The 17,355-nt window shown below is 58.3% G+C and carries 19 protein-coding genes; 7 read left to right on the forward strand and 12 right to left on the reverse strand.

Annotation, left to right across the window (positions count from 1 at the left end; genetic code table 11):
- Positions 1-63 precede the first annotated feature (63 nt).
- Complete coding sequence (locus tag EJA70_RS19000) at positions 64-846, reverse strand: helix-turn-helix transcriptional regulator (RefSeq protein ID WP_158832723.1); 783 nt, start codon at positions 844-846, stop codon at positions 64-66.
- A gap of 107 nt (positions 847-953) precedes the next feature.
- Between EJA70_RS19000 and EJA70_RS19005 the strand changes: the two genes are divergently transcribed.
- On the forward strand, positions 954-1,841 hold the full coding sequence (locus EJA70_RS19005; protein WP_158832725.1) for an EamA family transporter: 888 nt from the start codon (positions 954-956) through the stop codon (positions 1,839-1,841).
- 71 nt (positions 1,842-1,912) lie between these two features.
- On the forward strand, positions 1,913-2,467 hold the full coding sequence (locus EJA70_RS19010; RefSeq protein WP_008085660.1) for an adenylate kinase: 555 nt from the start codon (positions 1,913-1,915) through the stop codon (positions 2,465-2,467).
- 69 nt (positions 2,468-2,536) lie between these two features.
- Here the strand turns inward: EJA70_RS19010 and EJA70_RS19015 are convergent, their stop codons facing one another.
- The gene (locus EJA70_RS19015) at positions 2,537-3,874 is read right to left on the reverse strand and encodes a hypothetical protein (RefSeq protein ID WP_158832727.1); all 1,338 of its coding nucleotides are present in this window, start codon (positions 3,872-3,874) and stop codon (positions 2,537-2,539) included.
- Between the two features lie 460 nt (positions 3,875-4,334).
- On the opposite strand from EJA70_RS19015, the gene EJA70_RS19020 reads away from it, so the two are divergent.
- Positions 4,335-4,994: a hypothetical protein gene (locus tag EJA70_RS19020; protein WP_158832729.1), complete on the forward strand. Its 660-nt coding sequence runs from the start codon at positions 4,335-4,337 to the stop codon at positions 4,992-4,994.
- Positions 4,995-5,077: 83 nt separating this feature from the next.
- Positions 5,078-5,389, forward strand: a complete 312-nt coding sequence (locus EJA70_RS19025) for a hypothetical protein (RefSeq protein WP_158832731.1) — start codon at positions 5,078-5,080, stop codon at positions 5,387-5,389.
- Between the two features lie 61 nt (positions 5,390-5,450).
- Here the strand turns inward: EJA70_RS19025 and EJA70_RS19030 are convergent, their stop codons facing one another.
- Entirely contained in the window at positions 5,451-6,008 is a 558-nt protein-coding gene (locus EJA70_RS19030) for a GNAT family N-acetyltransferase (protein WP_256677708.1), read from the reverse strand.
- 126 nt (positions 6,009-6,134) lie between these two features.
- The gene (locus EJA70_RS19035; protein WP_158832733.1) at positions 6,135-6,524 is read right to left on the reverse strand and encodes a low affinity iron permease family protein; all 390 of its coding nucleotides are present in this window, start codon (positions 6,522-6,524) and stop codon (positions 6,135-6,137) included.
- A gap of 82 nt (positions 6,525-6,606) precedes the next feature.
- Here EJA70_RS19035 and EJA70_RS19040 point away from each other — a divergent pair, with 82 nt between their 5' ends.
- Together EJA70_RS19040 and EJA70_RS19045 are read left to right on the forward strand one after the other, a co-directional pair.
- A complete protein-coding gene (locus EJA70_RS19040; protein WP_158832735.1) occupies positions 6,607-7,068 on the forward strand; it encodes a DNA methylase in 462 nt (153 codons plus the stop codon).
- A 327-nt stretch (positions 7,069-7,395) separates the two neighbouring features.
- Positions 7,396-8,493: a catalase family protein gene (locus tag EJA70_RS19045; protein WP_158832737.1), complete on the forward strand. Its 1,098-nt coding sequence runs from the start codon at positions 7,396-7,398 to the stop codon at positions 8,491-8,493.
- Between the two features lie 63 nt (positions 8,494-8,556).
- Here EJA70_RS19045 and EJA70_RS19050 read toward each other — a convergent pair whose 3' ends face one another.
- Both EJA70_RS19050 and EJA70_RS19055 read right to left on the reverse strand, forming a co-directional pair.
- Positions 8,557-9,030, reverse strand: a complete 474-nt coding sequence (locus tag EJA70_RS19050) for a MaoC family dehydratase (RefSeq protein WP_158832739.1) — start codon at positions 9,028-9,030, stop codon at positions 8,557-8,559.
- 34 nt (positions 9,031-9,064) lie between these two features.
- Positions 9,065-9,682: a LysE family translocator gene (locus EJA70_RS19055; protein WP_158832741.1), complete on the reverse strand. Its 618-nt coding sequence runs from the start codon at positions 9,680-9,682 to the stop codon at positions 9,065-9,067.
- Between the two features lie 150 nt (positions 9,683-9,832).
- Here EJA70_RS19055 and EJA70_RS19060 point away from each other — a divergent pair, with 150 nt between their 5' ends.
- Positions 9,833-10,285, forward strand: coding sequence for an Lrp/AsnC family transcriptional regulator (locus EJA70_RS19060; protein WP_158832743.1), 453 nt, complete (start codon positions 9,833-9,835; stop codon positions 10,283-10,285).
- A 17-nt stretch (positions 10,286-10,302) separates the two neighbouring features.
- Here the strand turns inward: EJA70_RS19060 and EJA70_RS19065 are convergent, their stop codons facing one another.
- The 6 genes from EJA70_RS19065 to EJA70_RS19090 all read right to left on the reverse strand — a co-directional run bounded on the left by EJA70_RS19065 (position 10,303) and on the right by EJA70_RS19090 (position 17,341).
- Positions 10,303-11,628: an LLM class flavin-dependent oxidoreductase gene (locus tag EJA70_RS19065; RefSeq protein ID WP_158832745.1), complete on the reverse strand. Its 1,326-nt coding sequence runs from the start codon at positions 11,626-11,628 to the stop codon at positions 10,303-10,305.
- Between the two features lie 7 nt (positions 11,629-11,635).
- Positions 11,636-13,990: a TonB-dependent receptor gene (locus tag EJA70_RS19070; RefSeq protein WP_158832747.1), complete on the reverse strand. Its 2,355-nt coding sequence runs from the start codon at positions 13,988-13,990 to the stop codon at positions 11,636-11,638.
- 129 nt (positions 13,991-14,119) lie between these two features.
- Positions 14,120-15,193 (reverse strand): AraC family transcriptional regulator, encoded by a 1,074-nt coding sequence (locus tag EJA70_RS19075; protein WP_158832749.1) that lies wholly within the window; start codon positions 15,191-15,193, stop codon positions 14,120-14,122.
- A gap of 42 nt (positions 15,194-15,235) precedes the next feature.
- Positions 15,236-15,853: a glutathione S-transferase C-terminal domain-containing protein gene (locus EJA70_RS19080; protein WP_158832751.1), complete on the reverse strand. Its 618-nt coding sequence runs from the start codon at positions 15,851-15,853 to the stop codon at positions 15,236-15,238.
- Between the two features lie 14 nt (positions 15,854-15,867).
- Entirely contained in the window at positions 15,868-16,848 is a 981-nt protein-coding gene (locus EJA70_RS19085; RefSeq protein ID WP_158832782.1) for an ABC transporter substrate-binding protein, read from the reverse strand.
- Between the two features lie 334 nt (positions 16,849-17,182).
- Complete coding sequence (locus EJA70_RS19090; RefSeq protein ID WP_008085620.1) at positions 17,183-17,341, reverse strand: DUF2986 domain-containing protein; 159 nt, start codon at positions 17,339-17,341, stop codon at positions 17,183-17,185.
- Positions 17,342-17,355 lie beyond the last annotated feature (14 nt).

Here is a 17,355-nt window from a genome sequence, read left to right on the forward strand (position 1 = left end):
ATCGCAGCCTTCGGCAGCTCCTACATTATGTAGGAGCTGCCGAAGGCTGCGATCTTTTGATCCTTAAACACGCTGTTCGAGAACATACCGACTCGGCACTTCCCCCAGTAATTGCTTGAACACCGTAGCAAACGCGCTCGAACTGCTATACCCCAACGCCATCGCAACCTGAGTGACCGACTGACCTTTGCCCAGCATCACCACCGCTGCAAGCAGACAAGCCTGTTGTCGCCATTCGATAAAACTGATCCCGGTGTGCAGTCGGAAATGCCGGGTAAAGGTACGTCGGCTCATTCCCGCACGTTCGGCCATCTCATCGATGCCCACTTCCAGCGAAGGCTGATTCAAAAACTCGCGACACACCAACGCCAAGCGCGGCTCCGCCGGCAGCGGCGCATTGAGCGACAGCGCGGGCATCGCGGCGATTTCGTGCAGCAGCAAACTCATCAAATGACCGTCGCGCCCTTGAGTGGAATACCGTGCGGGCACGTCGATGGCTTTCATCAGCAGATGCTGCAGCAACGGTGAAACTTCCAAGACCTGACATTGCTCCGACAGCCCAAGTTTTTTCGCCGCTTGTTTACGGATATAGGTGTTGTGCAGGGTGACCGGCCCACGCATCTGCATGGAGTGAGAAAGTTTCGCGGGCACCCAGATGCCGCGCTGAGGTGGAACGACCCAGTTGCCGTCATCGGTGAATACGGTGATGACACCGCTGGCAGCATAGGCGAACTGCCCCCGCTGATGATCGTGCAGCGGGAACAACGTGCCGTCCGCATATTCAACGGCGGTCACGACCGCATCGCGTGGTGTGTTCTGGTAAGGATGGTCGGTGATTGTTCGCATGGCCCGATTCTAATGAAAGATGGCCTGTGACTGAAAGCGGGCCATCTCGATTACTTGCATATTTGCCCGATACGAGCACTTTCGCTCGGCGTCGGGAACGATTGATCATGCAAAAGAAACACCTCCTACTCGCGATCCTGGTCACCGCGGTGTGGGGACTGAATTTCCCCGTGACCAAGCTGGGCCTGGCCGACATCGATCCGTTGTTGCTGACCGCGTTGCGTTTCGCGCTGGCTGCGTTGCCCTGGGTGTTTTTCGTGGAGCGCCCACGGGTTGCGTTTCGATGGCTGGCTGCTTACGGGATGATCTTCGGCGTTGCAATGTGGGCGTTGATCAATCAGGGCATCGCGTGGGGAGTGCCGCCTGGCACCGCATCGCTGTTGATCCAGTGCAGCGCATTTTTCACCTTGGGCTGGGGCGTGATTTTTTTCGGCGAGCGCCTCGGGCGGCCGCAACTGCTCGGCGCGCTGTTGGCTGCCGCCGGGTTGCTGGGCATCGTATTGTGCAGCCCGGGTGATGCGTCGAGGGCAGGGCTGGCGTTGGTGATTGGCAGCGCAATGGCCTGGAGCGTGGGCAACGTCATCATCAAAATGTCGAAAGTGCGCGAGATCTTCGCGTTCGTGGTGTGGGCCAGTCTGTTTCCGCCCATCCCGCTGATGTTGCTGACGTGGTCACTGCACGGCTCGGCGCCCTTCATTGCGCTGCCTGCGCAACTCAATGCGATGACCCTGTTTTCACTCGCGTTCCAGGTGTATGCCGCCACGCACTTCAGTTACTGGGGCTGGAACCTGCTGTTGCGGGAATACCCGATCTCCCGCGTGGCACCGCTGTCGCTGCTGATACCGGTGTTTGGCATCTTCAGTTCGATGGTTATCCTTGGCCAACATCCGAGCCCTGCGAATTGGGGATTGATCCTGTTGGTGCTGGTGGCGATCGTATTGGGTTCAGGATATTTGCAAGGCGTGTTGGCCCGTCGTCGAGCGCGAATCGCCTGATCATCATCGGCGGATCGATTTGTCAGGGGGAATATCGGATATCCTGCCGACCTCGAAACGGATGTGTATTCATGGAGGAAACGGTGCGAATTTTTATCACAGGTGCTTCGTGTGCGGGGGTGACCACATTGGGTCAAAACCTCGCCCGTCTGCTCGACGTACGACACGTCGACGTCGACGATTTCTTCTGGATGCCCACCAATCCTCCGTTCACCACCAAACGGCCTGTCGGTGAGCGCGTGTCGATGATCCAGGAACAGCTTGGTGACAACGATTGGCTGCTGACCGGTTCTTGTATGGGCTGGGGAGAAGCGCTGATCACTGCTGTCGATCTGATTGTGTTCGTAGTGACACCCACGCCCGTACGCCTTGAACGCCTGGCTGCCCGTGAAAAGGCGCGCTTCGGTGATCGGATAGCGCCCGGCGGTGACATGCATGAGATCCATGTGGCATTCCGCGAATGGGCTTCGCAGTACGACGATCCAGACTTTTCAGGGCGCAACCGAGCGTGGCATGAGGCGTGGATTGCGCAGCAACGGGCTGCGCTCTTGCGGATTGACGGGGCGGGCGCTGCTGAAAAGATCGCTGCGGATGTCATTCATGCGTTAGCGCAGATAACACGATAACTGCAGCCGTGACGGATTTAGGGCGAGGCGGTCTTACGCCTACTGGCAAAAAATGTCAGTAGGCTCGGGCTAGCCACGTTTGAAACGCTTGAATACGCGAATTGCAACCAACCCAGCCCATTGGCCGCAATCAATCAGCAGACGCTTCATAAAACGGACGCACTGGCCGAGTCGGTAGCGTACAGCCCGTAGAATGATACGTCTGTCAGCTACAGGGCGCGCATCAATCAGGCATAGCTTGGTGGTGGATAGGGAGACTTTTGCGCCGATCGCTAAAGCAACAGCGAGGAAATACAGCCAACGATGATTTTTGGCTTTTTCATGTTGGCTTACCAGCGCCGACAACTGCTTCAAGTAGGGTTTGGCAGCTGCGAGCCGGGGGATGATGCACTCGCTGGCCAAGGCGACTGTGTGGCTGCCGATACCCTCGTCCACAATACCCGGCGGACCATCAGGTCTGGCCGAGCAATAGTGGTAAGGCACGTACTCACACGTGCTCGACAGCGGCGATGACCGTGAGATATCACTGGAAAAGTACTTCACAGGACACAATCGTTGATTGTATTCGGCGATCTCTTTGCGAATGGCGTTCACATCATCATCGCTCACGGTCCGGCGATTCGCGGCGTAAAAACCTCTGGAGTCATCTGGCGCGAATTCAATGAAGTAGCCGGCTTCGCCTTCCTTGATGTGTGTGAAGGTCCACTGCGAATCGCGGCTCCACTGGCACGACCTCAGGTCATCCAGGCCATTGGCCTTACAGTAATCGTCGTAGCGCCTGATTTGGCTCAACAAGTAACCGCTGGCGTCCTGGACGTTCACCGTTGCCCCCTTCAGCAATGCGGTGTCTTCGCTGGCGCCGTTGTCCGCCACGAAAAATACCGCTGCAACCAAAGCCAGAGGAAACCAGAAGTGATCGTAGATCTGGCGGAAGCGTTCAGTGAGGTTGAGGTTGTCGTACAGGAGAACCATGACGCCCCATCCAGTGATAGCGCACAACATCAAAAGGGGAATTAGCCCGACCTCGCTGCCCAGCTTACCCACACCATTGATTGCGTAACGAGTGGGCAGGTAATTGATGATTGGAAATAGGCCCAGGCAGTTCAATACACCCGGCAGGATCAGGAGTGCGAAGAAGCAGAACAGGCCACGTTTCTTGCCCACCGTATAGGCCGCTGCCGACAGTAAGGGAATCAGCAGCAGTGCCAGCATCACCAGAAAGCCCAGCGTGATCACCATGGCTTGATCGGGCGACCAGTAGCTTGCGATGACCTTTCCCGCTTCATCACGCTCGGTGAAGCTCGATGACACGACGCCCAAGCCTTCCAGATTCTGGTGCAGATTGTAGGCGGCGCCATGGAGGAATTTTGAATAAGGGTGGAAGAAACTTGCGACGGAAAATGACATTAATCTGAATCCTTGATTTCCTGGGTCATTCCTTGGTTAAAAACGCACTGAATGTGAAATACCGATCCTGCTGAAATATGTCGATCAGCGACATCAGCCACGTTATCGACGGACCACCAAGTGCACAAGCCGGCGGATTCTGGCGGAGTTGTAGGCAAAGTCGCAAGGTGTTGTGGCTTATATGGCATGAGACGACGTGATGTTTAAACACCAGTCCAGAAACGGTTAAACACCGGGCGAGTGCTTCAGCGAAGTTGCTCATTGAGAGCCAATGCTGGAAGCCTTGCCGCAACATTTGCAGGCCGTGGCTAACCTGTAGAACGGTTTGTACGGAAGCTGTTGGTGTTATCCTTCCGCCACTGCGCGTGACAAGGATCCGACTCGTCGGCGCGGAGTTTTTTTGTCCTGCAGTTCGGCAAAGTTTCAGGACGGGATTTTCAAGGAAGAGCAAGGATGATTCATGAGCGAAAAGGCAAGCGCCCCCAACCCTGAGATACCCAAACGCACCCCGGATAATTGGGACCGCGACGACTCTGCCGGCAGGCGCATCAAAGTCGTCATGACGCGCTCCATGAGATCGTTGGGTCGTGCGCTGTGGGGAACTTTTACCTACCTGGTTGGAGTTTTGATTAACCTCCTGCTGGGTGTCGCTGCGCTTGTGATCGTTCTCTTGGTTGTTCTCTACGCGACGGCTGATTCGACGAGCTCCGATAGGGTGCCTCGGCTAAATGCGCTGGTCGCCACCGCCAACGACCATAAGGTTGGTTATTTTCAGGATCAGGACTGGTGTGAAGCGTTACTTGTCGATACGGGTAACTATGCCAGCTCGCCTGCCTCTACCTGCGGTGATGGCGACAATGCCAAACCCTTCGATGGTCACGGGAACGAGATCTTTGCCAAGATCAGAGCAGCTGCAAAAAAGGCTGGAATAACGCCAATCAGAATAAGTGTCCTATCTGAGAAAGGCACTGTTTCGTTCGCGCAAATCGATCTTTCGTGCTTCTACTGTTATGCCTCGTATATCTATTCGCCGCAGGCTGCATACCAGCCCGATAAGGCGGAAAAAGCCAGTGTCACGGATATGAGTGGGGGTTGGTACTATGTAGATACAGGTATCTGATCGTTCCACGGCAAAGAGGGTGATGAGCTATAAAGGCTGTTGAGTCGCCGCGTTAGTTATTCGGGAAAAAGAGAGTAAAAAGTATGAAGGTTGCAACTGGAGTGCGGAGTCTTTTGTTATGGGTTTTTATCCTTCTGTTTATCGTTGTCACCGACACCTTGATATACCTTTCGACGTTGCTGGATTTTAAGGATGCCCCGCAACTTATATTTGTCTTCAGTTTCTATCTCCTTGCCTATCTGGCGGCTTTGATTCTGATGGTGGCAGCGTGGCAGTTTTTACATAAACTTCTTGCGGTTAAACCGTTGCCCGCTCAGAAAATAAAGCTTACTTATGATTTGACCTTTGAAGAGCATGAAAAAATCAAAGCGTTTTTGAGCGAAATCAGAAACTGAAAGCACGGCATCGGTGAGGGGCTGCTTTGCTCTTTTTCCGCTACTCAGATTGGGCAGATATTCACTCAGACGACCAATTCCCATGTTCTGCCGCCGCCCACTGCGCCTGCGTAACGCCATAACACCTGCACAAAGCAGCCACCCCGGACAGGTTCAACTCAGCGTCATACAAATGCACCGCGCCTATCTTCAACGCCGCTTTTTGCGAGCGAATGTTCGTGGGCGCGATGTGCAGGTAAACGGTGTCGTAGGCGCTGAAGGCATGTTCCAGCATCAGCTGTTTAAGTTCGCGATTGGCTTCGCCACCCCATTTTTCCCGCGTCAGAAAGGTGTAGCCGATGGCGATGCTGGCGGGCACATCCGGCGGCGTGTAGTAGCTCGACATCCCTACAATCTGCCCAGTGTCGATATCGAAGATTGTCAGTGCCTGGCGCGTGGCCAATCGAGCGGCGAAATAGCTTTCGAACACCGGTCGTTGATAGCGATCCCGGGCAGGATGGCCGATCCATATCTCTGGATCGTTGGCCGCCGAAAACATGCCCTCAATATCACTCGCGGTCAGTGGCCTGAGTCTTAACGTGGGGCCGCACAAAACGGGTTGGCAATCAAAGTCGCGCACGATCTGGAGCTTCCTTTGCAAATGAGCCGAGAGACTGAACCCAGTCTAGGGCCGCAGATGCTCAAGGAAAGATCCAATGCGTATGTAATCGACAGAGCCAAACCGCAGAAGTGTCGGGCTCCGCTGTCATTCGCCAGTCGGGGCCGTTTCCGGTTGCAGATTGACCTGATCATTCTCACCCAGCGAGCTGTATCGGTCGCGAAGCTTGCGAAGGTCTCGGGAGCCCATTTTGTCCAGGCACAACGTCGCATTTTGCGCATCGGTGGTGGCGCGTATCAGCTCGTCGATTTTCAGGTGCAGGATGTCATTGTCGCGGTTTTGCGTGTTCTGGATGAGGAACACCATCAGGAAGGTAATGATGGTCGTCGAGGTGTTGATGATGAGTTGCCAGGTATCGTTGTAGTGAAAGTAGGGACCGGTAAAACCCCAGACTGCAATCAAGGCAATTGCCAGGAGAAAAGTTTTTGAGCTGCCGGCCCAGTTGGAAAGCGCCTGGCAGAAATGTGCAAAATTCATGGTGGCTGACTCTTGATGTGGAGATTGGATAGACCACACTGAGTCTTTGAAATTCTTTTTTACATTTCTCGTGGACGGCTCAATGGCCAAAATCATCAGCGCCCAGGACTTGCAGATCGACCTCGCCGGTGCGAACGAAGCAGGCCTGTTCAAATGGCTGGTCGCCAGTTTTCTGATGGGCAAAAGAATCCAGGGTGAGATTGCTGCGAGGGCGTATCAGGTGATCGTCGAACAGCATCAGCGAGACACCCCGCAAAAACTCGCGCGTTGCACGCATCGGCAACTGGTCGCCATGCTCGGTCAGGCTCACTACGTGCGTTACGACGAGTCAACGGCATCGCGCTTGCTGGCGCTGGCCAACAAGCTCAACGATGAATACGCCGCCAAGGTAACGAACATCGTGGCGGCCAGCGCCGATCGTCAGGCGTTCGAAAAACGCTTGTCCGAGTTCGAGGGGATTGGCCCCAAGACTGTCGAGATTTTCATGAGAGAGGCCGCAGGTGTGCTGTTTGAACACGCCAACCGGTCAACTCCCTCCCAGTGAGCAACGCGCGCAAATAGATAGCGGCGTGCTCACAAAATTCATTGTTTTTGATGGCTGGCGCTGCGGCTGACCGTTCGTCAGGCATGCGCTGCAATCAATTGAACATTGGTTCCTGGCTTCCTGACAGATAAGTCTGAGCAGACGAGATTTTTCTTCGTTTCGCTAACGGGAGAACACCATGAAAGCGATCGTCTACGACGGCCCGCACGGTGGCACCCTGAACCATGTCGTGCCCATAGCCTGAGTCATTCATGCCTTTGCCGGCAGCCTAACAGCCGGCAAGTTTCTTTCACCGTGGACGCTGGCTCACCGAGCGGAGTTACCCAAATGAATGACCTTCCAGTAATCAGCGCTACTTCCAGGCCGTTGCCGTTCGAGCCGTCCTTCGAGCAGATTGCCGACGACGAAGCCCAGACCAGCGAAGAGCTGGTCAAAGCGCTGCACGCCATTTCAGAGACCACGTTCAAGGACAATGCACACGCCACTCGCAGCGTCCATGCCAAGGCTCATGGCCTGCTGCGAGGGCGCATTACCGTGCTCGACAACTTGCCCGCCGCACTGGCCCAAGGGGCATTCGCCACGCCAGGGACATTACCGGTGGTTCTGCGTTTCTCGACCAATCCCGGTGACATCCTCGATGACAAGGTGTCGACCCCAAGAGGGTTGGCGCTAAAGATCATTGGAGTCGAAGGCCCTCGTTTGCCGGGCAGCGAAGGAGCGGTGACTCAGGATTTTGTGATGATCAACGCCAAAGCCTTCACGTCCGCCACCCCCAAGGCATTTCTCAAGTCACTCAAGCTGTTGGCGAAAACCACGGACAAGGCGCCGGGTTTAAAGAAGGCTTTTTCTGCATTGCTTCGTGGTGTGGAGGCAACAATTGAAGCCGTCGGCGGCGAAAGTGGTACGTTGAAGAGTCTGGGCGGCCACCCGCAAACGCATATCCTTGGCGAGAGTTTCAGCACCGTCGTACCGGTGCTTTATGGCCCTTACTACGCAAAAGTGGCCGTTGTGCCGGTGGCACCCTCGCTGACAGAATTGACTCATCAGCACGTGGATTTTGGCGACAATCCCGATGGTCTGCGAGAAGCTGTAAAGGCCTATTTTGATCAGCACTCCGGAATCTGGGAGATGCAAGTGCAACTCGCCACCGACCTCGAAAAAATGCCCATCGAGGATGCCTCGGTCGAGTGGCCGGAGGCGCTCAGTCCTTACATCACCGTGGCGCGAATCGAGGTCGAGCCACAAACCGCGTGGAGTCGCGAAAACATTCAGGAGATTGACGATGGCATGGCGTTCAGTCCATGGCAGGGTCTCGCGGCTCATCGGCCGTTAGGTGGAGTCATGCGCGTGCGCAAACCCGCCTATGAAATGTCTGCCGGATTTCGCGGGGAACACAATGGCTGTCCGATTCATGAGCCGCGTTGAATTAAAGTCGGGCAGTCGCGAAGCGTTATGAGCGTAGCGACCTTCCCTAAACACAGCGAGTCATCACCGCGCCCCGTTGGAAAGATCTCCCTCAGCGAGCATGCGCTTCAAACGTTCACGCTCCCGTTCACCGGGTAGCACGCCAGTTGTCGTTGCTTGCAGCACGAGGATGCCGTCTGCGTTGATAACGCTGACTTCGGCTTTCGCATGACCGCGCTCATCAATGTGAGTAATGAGCCAATCGCAGGTTATCTGCTCGCCGGGGTACACCGGGCGCTTGAATTCGAAACTCATGCCGGTTGCCAGCCATCCGATCTGCCCACCGATTTGCGTGATCAGACTGGCCGTCAAAAGCCCGTGGGCGATGGGCGATTTGAATCCGCGCAGTTGTGCGTAATCCGCGTCGCAGTGAACCGGGTTGTAGTCCCGGGAGATCTGCGAAAATTGCAGGATATCGTCTGCGCAAAAGCAGCGAACCACGGTGAAGCGGTCCCCGACGTTGAGGCCTTCGGCGGCGCGTTCTCTTGGGCTTTTCATGGAAGATTCCAGTGGGCAGTGGACAGAGAATAGATCAGGCACGCCACTGTTCGATCAGCAGCACCAGCGCAATGACAATCATGATCAAGCCAGACAACCGACAGACCCAACGCGCAGCGGCAGGACGTGCCCGAAGAACGACTTGCGAACCGAAACCGACCAGCAAATACACCACGCCACAACTGATGGTGTGCACCAGGCCGAGGGCAATCATTTGCAGCGGCACGGGCCACGGCGCAGCGGTATCGGTGAACAGTGGCAACAGCGCGAGAAACAGCAGAAAGACTTTCGGATTGAGTCCGCTGACGCACAAGCCCTTGAAGGCCCAACGGGCCCACGAATCGCTTGCCTGACCCTCGTCGGCGTGTGGCGCGGCAGGGCGGGCAAGCAGGTTGGCGCCCAGCCAGAGCAGGTAGCCGGCGCCGGCCACGGTGAGCGCGGACAAGGCCAGCGGATGCCTGGCGACCAAGGTGCCGACGCCAGCGGCGACGATCAGGGTTGCGAGCAAGTGGCCGGATAACAGCCCGGCGACGGCGGGCAAGACCACGCGATGCTTCAGGCCGGCGGAGATCGCGTAAGCCCAATCGGCGCCCGGCGTGATGACGAACAGGATCGACACCGCCCAGAACGCGGCGAACACACTGAGGCTCATGACGTCACCCTAGACGGTGGATAGCAGGTTGTTTTTTTCATCATTGCGTCCTGAAACAGATTTTTGGATGCAGGAAGAATAATGAAAGTCCGCTAGAATCTTCTCTCAAAGATGGTCGTAAAGACGCTGCTGATTGGAAGGTTTTACTGCGTGGATAGAATTGATCGGAAGATTCTTGCTGAGCTGCAAAAGGATGGACGCCTGTCGGTCACCGAACTGGCTGACCGAGTGGGCTTGAGTCTCTCGCCGTGCCATCGCCGTGTGCGGGCGCTGGAAGAGTCGGGGGTGTTGCTGGGTTATCGTGCGCAACTGGACCCGGCAGCGCTCGGCCTCAACTTCTCCGCCATGGTTTTTGTCACCCTGCGCGAAGGCGACCGGCAAGCGGTCGAGGCGTTTGAGACGGCGCTGGTCGACATCACCCAAGTGGTCGATGCGCAACGATTGTTCGGTGAGCCGGATTACTTGCTGCACGTCATCACTGAGGATTTGCCGGCGTTCCAGCGCCTGTACGACGACAGTCTCTCGACGCTGCCGAATGTCCAGCGCCTGACCTCGACGCTGGTGATGAAACGGGTGGTGCAGGATCGTCCGTTGCCGTTGTGACGGCGCCGCGTTCCGGGTCAGCGCCGGTAGCGATTACCCGGCCGTTCCAGGCCCAAATGATCGCGCAAGGTGCTGCCGCTGTATTCCTCGCGGAACAGCCCGCGCTGCTGCAGTAAAGGCACCACGCCGTCGACGAAGTCATCCAGACCTTCCGGCAGAAACGGCGGCATGATGTTGAAGCCATCGGCAGCCTGGCCGACGAACCATTCTTCAAGGGTGTCGGCGATGGTTTTCGGCGTGCCGATCACAGTGTGATGGCCGCGCGCACCGGCGACTTTCAGGTACAACTGGCGAATCGTCAGGTTTTCCCGGCGCGCCAGATCGATGAACAACGCCTGACGGCTCTGCATCGAATTGCTCGGCGGCAGCTCCGGCAACGGGCCGTCCAGATCATATTCGGACAGGTCGAAACCACCGGCCATGCCCGCGAGCATCGCCAGCCCGACACGCGGCTCGACCAGATCCTGTAGCTGTTGGTATTTATCTTCCGCCTCGCTTTGAGTGCGGCCGATTACCGGCGAAATCCCCGGCATGACTTTCAACTGATCAGGGCGGCGCCCATAGCCGGCCAGACGACCTTTGACGTCGGCGTAAAAGGCCTGGGCATTGCTGAGTGTTTGTTGCGCGGTGAAGACCACTTCGGCGGTGCGCGCGGCGAGTGCCTTGCCGGGTTCCGAGGAGCCCGCCTGAATCAGCACCGGGTAACCCTGCGGCGTACGCGGAATGTTCAGTGGCCCGCGTACCCGGTAGTTTTCGCCGTGGTGATTGAGCACATGCAGTTTGTCCGGCTGGAAAAACACGCCACTGGTTTTGTCACGGACGAAGGCATCGTCTTCAAAACTGTCCCACAGACCGGTGACCACATCGATGAACTCTTCGGCGCGCTGATAACGGTCACCGTGTTCGAAATGCTTGTCGCGGCCAAAATTCAGCGCCTCCAGATCCGTCGCCGAGGTCACCAGATTCCAGCCACTGCGCCCGCCACTCAGGTGGTCGAGGGAGGCGAACTTGCGCGCCAGTAAATAAGGTTCGTTGTAGCTGGTCGATACGGTTGAAACCAGACCAATGCGCTCGGTCACCGCTGCCAGCCCCGAGAGCAGCACCAGTGGATCGAAGACATCGCCGGCGGTGGTGAACTGGCCCAGCTCCGGCGAGCCCATCAGGGCCAGGTTGTCGGCGAAAAATATCGCGTCGAACTTGCCGCGCTCGGCAGTGATGGCAAGTTTTTTGAAATGTTGGAAATCCAGTCCGCCGCCGGCCCAGGCACGCGGGTGGCGCCAAGCGGCGAGGTGGTGGCCGCTGCTCATGAGAAACGCGCCCAGGCTCATTTTTGCTGTTGTCATAGTCTCCTCAGAAGTCATAGCGCAAGGTCACGCCGGCAGTGCGCGGCTGGCCTGGCGAGGCGGTGTAAAGACCGTTGGAACCACTGCCAACGGCCAGGTAATACTCGCGATCGAAGGCGTTTTTCACCCACAGCGAGGCGTCCAGCAAACCGTCGCCGTAGTCGACGCGCGCACCCAGCGAGAAGTTGGCGAGGCCGTAACCGTCGATCTTCGCCAGATCGGAATTGTCGAGGGTGCCTTCGCTGGCCGAGCGATAGGCGTAGCTGCCGGTGGCGTAGGGTTCAATGCCATCGATGCGCGGCCATTTGTATTCACCGTTGACGTTGCCGATCCAGCGCGAGGCGCCGGCCACGCGCTGGCCGCTGAGGTCGCAATTGGTTTGCCCTGGATTTTCCGAAGGGCAGGGCGCGTCTTTGAATGACAGGTAAGTGACGTCGTTGAACGAGCCGTTGACGTTCAACGTCAGGCCGCGCACCGGTACGGTGGTCGCTTCGAACTCGACGCCGCGCGAGCGCACGGTGCCGGCGTTGGTCAGCAACTGGTAACCGGTCAATGAACCGGGCGGCTGGTAGTAAGTGGTGGCTTGATAGCCGTTCACGCCGGTCCAGAACACGTTTGCGTTGAGCTGCAAGCGCTGGTCGAACAACTGGCTTTTGATCCCCAGTTCTGCATCGTTCGCCCGCTCCGGGCCGACCAATAACGACTCTGCGCCAGCGCTCGGCGCCGAGCCGACCGCAAGGTTGACGCCGCCGGATTTCTCACCGTGGGACAGCGAGGTGTAGCCCAACACATCGTCGCTGAAGTGGTAGCTCAAACTGGCCAGAAACGATGGCGCCGCGTTGTACAGGTGCAGGTCGCCGGTGTCGTAGGCGCCGACCTGGCTGGCGCGCACGGCGTTGCCATTGACCACCCCCGGAATGACGACCGGCGTGCCACCGCCGACGGGGGCGAAGCGCTTCACGTTGGCTTCTTTTTCTTCGTAGGTGCCGCGTATGCCGGCGCTGAAATCCAGGCGCTGGGTCAGGTGCCAGGTGCCTTGGGCAAACAGCGCGTAGCTCTCGGTGTCGATCTTGCCGTTGACCTTGCTGTTGACGTTGTTCAGCGCATTGAGATTGGCGCCGATCAGGTTGAGGTCCGCCAGCGGCCCGAGGTCGGTGAAGATGCGATTGCCGAGGTCTTGCTTGAACGCATAGGCACCGACCACATAGTCGAAGAATTCGCCCTTGGGTGAGGCCAGACGCACCTCTTGAGAAAACTGCCGGTCGTGGACTTCGTAGCCGAAGTCGTTGATCACCGGGACTTCCAGTTGGTCGGCGTCGTTGGCCGGGTTGAAGTGCCAGCTGCGGTAAGCGCTGATCGAGGTCAACGTATAGCCGCCGGCGAGGTTCCAGTTGGCTTCAACGGAACTCGCATTCTGGTGCACGCTGACGTTCTGCCGGCCGTCGATGTTGCTTTCGCCTACCTGTGGATTCGCCCCGACCAGTGCCGCGCGGCGCCAGAACACGGGCCCGGCGCCATAGATCACGCTGCTGCCGCTGCTGGAGTTTTCCGTGTTGTATTCGTTGATCCAGCGCAGGCTGAAATCGTCGTTGGGTTTGAACAGCAATTGCCCGCGCAGGCCTTCGCGCTCACCGCCGAGCAGCGTTCGGTCGTCATGGTGATTGTTCAGATAGCCGTCATCGCGTGTGCGATAGAACGACAAGCGCCCGGCGAGGGTATCGGTCAGCGGCCCGGAGACCGTGCCTTTGCCCTGAAAGTAGCCGTCCTGCCCGCCCGACACTTCGAGGCTGCGCTCGGGGGTGAACGTCGGGCCACGGGTGGTGATGTTGAGCACGCCGGCCGTGGTGTTCTTGCCGAACAACGTGCCTTGCGGCCCGCGCAGCAGTTCCAGTTGCTCGACATCGAGCATGTCAAACGCGGCCATGCCGGGGCGACCGAGATAGACGTTGTCCAGATAAATCCCGGCACTGCCTTCCAGGCCATCGCTGGCCGGGTTGTTACCAATGCCGCGTACCGCAAGGCTGGAAACGCGGGCATGAACATAGGCGACGTTGACGCTGGGCAAGGCCTGTTGCAGATCCTGAATCTTGTAGATGCGCTGGCTTTCCAGGTTGGCGCCGCTGAGGGTGGTGATCGGCGTCGGCACGTCTTGCGACTGTTCTTCGCGACGGCGCGCGGTCACGGTGACCTGTTCAAGTCTGGGTGCCGATTTGTCGGCCTGGGCTGACGTCGCTGCTGACGATTTACTTTCTTCAGCGGCGAAGCTCTGGGTCGAACAGAGGACACCGGGCAGCGCCAGCCATAAGGAAAAGCTCAGGGGCTTGAGGCGATGGGCCGTGGTGGCCGAATAACGTAAAAGCATGGACGCAGAGCTCCTTTTATTGCCGCGCGACGCTATCGGTCGGGCTCGGTAGGCGTGCCATGCTAGAGCGTGTGAAGGAGAGAAAAGGGGCCTGCGCGGACAACCTGTGGTCCGCCGCAGACAAGTGACTCAAACCGCGATCGACAGTGCTCGCTCAGCCGCGAAAACAGTGGGCCGTGGCACGTAACGTTGAGGTTGCAACGGCAGATCATCACGGCGCCATTTACCGGGACTTGCGCCGGTCCAGCGACGGAACGCGCGATTGAAACTGCTCGGCTCATTGAAGCCCAGTCGATAACAGATTTCGTTGATCGAACAGTCGGTCTGACGCAGGTAACTGAACGCCAGTTGCCGCCGGCAATCGTCGAGCAACGCCTTGAAACTGCTGTCGTGTTTGAGCAAGTGCCGATGCAGATTGCGTACGCTCATGCCGAGTTCATCGGCAACCCGACTTTGCTGAACTTCACCCAGAGGCAAGTAACGAATAATCGCCGCGCGAACCCGCTCTGGCAGATTCAGGCGTCGTTGCCGTTCGAGATAGTCGTTGAGCACGCCGTCGAGTCCCTGAGCCACGGCGTGATTGGCTGTGGTCAGCGGTGCATCCAGCCAGCGGTTGCTGTACTCAATGGCGTTTTCGCCGGCGTCGAAGCGGATCGGGCAACCGAGCAAACGCGTCCAGCGCTGCGGATCTTCTGGAGCAGGGCGCGCCAATCGCACACCGTCCACGATGGGCAGATCCACCCAGGTTTGCCGGGTGAAGCGCACCGCGCAGGCAATCGACGCTTCGGTGGCGATTTGCTCCACTTCCGCGCCGTCGGCCACGCCGTAAACCATGCGCGTGCTGTGCGGCCCGCGCACCAGACTCATCGCCGCCGACGTGGTGATCACCGGGGCGTAACGCACGCCCCGTTGCAACGCTTCAATCACCGTCGAGCTGCTTTGCGCGGCGAAAAACAACCCGTGAAAGTCGGTCGGATAACTGTACTGCGCCACTTGCAGGCCGAAGCATTCGTCAGCACTGATACGCCGCGCCGCCCGCCAGAACGCACTCATGGCGGGGAGGGCGATGCGCTGATCGGGGTCATGCAGATGACAGCGACTGATACCGGCCTCGTGCAGCAACGGGGCGGCGTCGATGCCCCGTGCTTCCAGCGTGCGGGCGATGACTTGGGCCCAGGTGGCAATGGTATCGGTGCTTGGCATGGTGATTCTCCGGCGTGCTCGGTTATCCGTCCTCGGGGTGACTCAGGCGAGGCCTTCGGCGCTCAGTGTGTGCACCACCGATTCCCGGGCGCGGAAGCGACCGAGCGCAGCTTGCAGCGCAGGGAAATCGTTGAGCACACCGACGCGGGCGCTCCAGCCGAGGAACACGCCGAGGTAGGCGTCCGCCACGGTGAAACGATCGCCGACCAGATACTCGGTTTGCGCCAGTCGCGCTTCGATTGGTTTCAGGGCGTTGGTCAGTTGCTCCAGCGCTCGCTGGCGAATGCCGGGGAATGCTGTTTCATCGGCGCTGTAACGCTCGGGCCGATTGATCGGGCGAAACGCGGCGACGTGTACTTCGGTCGCGACGTAACCGAGCCAGCCCTGAATCTGCGCGCGCTCGACCGAACCTGCCGGGGCGAACAATTCTGTGCCGGGTTTGAGATCGGCGAGGTACGGCAGGATTGCGGTGTTCTCGGTGAGGAGCGTCTGGTTATCCAGCAACAGCGCCGGCACGCGGCCGGTCGGGTTGATCTGGCGATACGGCGAGTTCGGGTCGCCGAAGGTCACGCGCTCGACGCTGATCGGCAGTTGCAATTCGTGAATCACGACATGGGCGGCGAACGAGCAGGCACCGGGAAAAATGAACAGAGTGGTCATGGGCATTCCTTGTTTTAGCGGCTGGCTTGTGGGGTTTGCGAAGCGGTGTCGGTCTGTTGCAATGCGGCCTCGATGAAGCGCGGTTCGGCCCAGCTCTTCACGTCGAACCCTTTGCGGATCAGCTTCGCGTTGAGCGCCAGATCGACGCTGCGCTGCAAGTTGTCGAGGAACGGTGCGTCGAGTTGCGGAGCGAAAATTTTCACCAGCGATTGGTCTTTGGCATCGGTGGTGAGGATGTCTGCCGGGAAGCTGGCGAGCTTGGAAACGAGGTTGATGTAGTCCTGTTTATGGTCGTCGTTGCGCAACCAGGTGATGGCGGGTTGTTGCGCCTTGATCAGACGCGCGACCAGTTCCGGGTGCGCATCGACGAAAGCGCCACGCCCCAACAGCACGGCTTGCATGCTACCGGCGCCATCAAGGTCGACGGTGGTCAGCGGCAGCTCGGCGAGGCCGCGCGCCTTCAGCGCAATCACCCCGGCGCCGGACCAGGTGGCGTCAATCTGCTTGGCGGCCAGTGCCGCGTTGGCGGCGTTGTAATCGAGGTTGACCACTTTGTAGTCGCTTTCTTTCAAGCCCTGATGCGCCAGTGCCGAGGCAAACGAAAGCTGCGTGGCAGTCCCGCGAAAGATCGCCACGCGTTTGCCTTTCAATGCTTCGAGTGTGGTGATGCCCGAGCCGGGCTGCACCGCGAGGTAGAGTTTGACGTCACGCGCGGTTGCACTGAGCAGGCGCGTGTCGAGGCCACCGGCCTTGCCGATGATCGCCGGCAAATCGCCGAGGTACGCGAAGTCTTCCTGATTGTTGGCCAGTGCTTCGTTGATCGCCGGCCCCGCGCCTTTGAAGAAGTCCCAGCGGACCTTGATGCCGTCTTTCTCAAACTCCTTTTCCAGTGCCTGGCGATCGCGCAGCACATCGACAATCCCGGCGCCGCTGGGCGTCGGGCCCGCGCTGATGTCCGGCACGGCGATACGGATTTCCTTGACCGCATCGGCCATGACGGCACCGCTGACCAGGACGGCAGCGAGGGAAAGCGCCGCTGTGGCGAGGGAGATTGTGCTTGACGACGTCGTTCGAATCACGCGGATGCTCCTGCAAATTCCAGCGAGGTGCCGGATCGGAGGCGCAGATATAGCGGCGTGTGGTTGGAGAAATAAAATACTTAAAAATATGCGCTTTATTCGATTGCGGAATATAAGCGGTGGGGCAAAGCCTGCGCGTGCAATGCTTTGCGGGCATAAAAATTATGCGGGGCTGGCAGGCGCCGAAAAGTCCTTACCAGCGGGCTGAGCGGATGGCTGAAGTCCGCCCGGTATAACGCAGCAGGGGTGATCAGCTCTGCGCAGAATCCTGCGACTCGGGCGTTTCTTCAGTCGCCTGTTTCGCCCGGTCAGCCTTGCTGATGTATTTAGGTTTTTTCGGTGCCAGTTTGGCGCTGGCCTTTTTGGCCTTTTCCTTGAACAACTGCTTCAGCTTTTTTTGACGATTCATGGGTTCTGCTCGGT

It is taken from the genome of Pseudomonas sp. PB103 (assembly GCF_009764635.1).
Lineage (GTDB): Bacteria > Pseudomonadota > Gammaproteobacteria > Pseudomonadales > Pseudomonadaceae > Aquipseudomonas.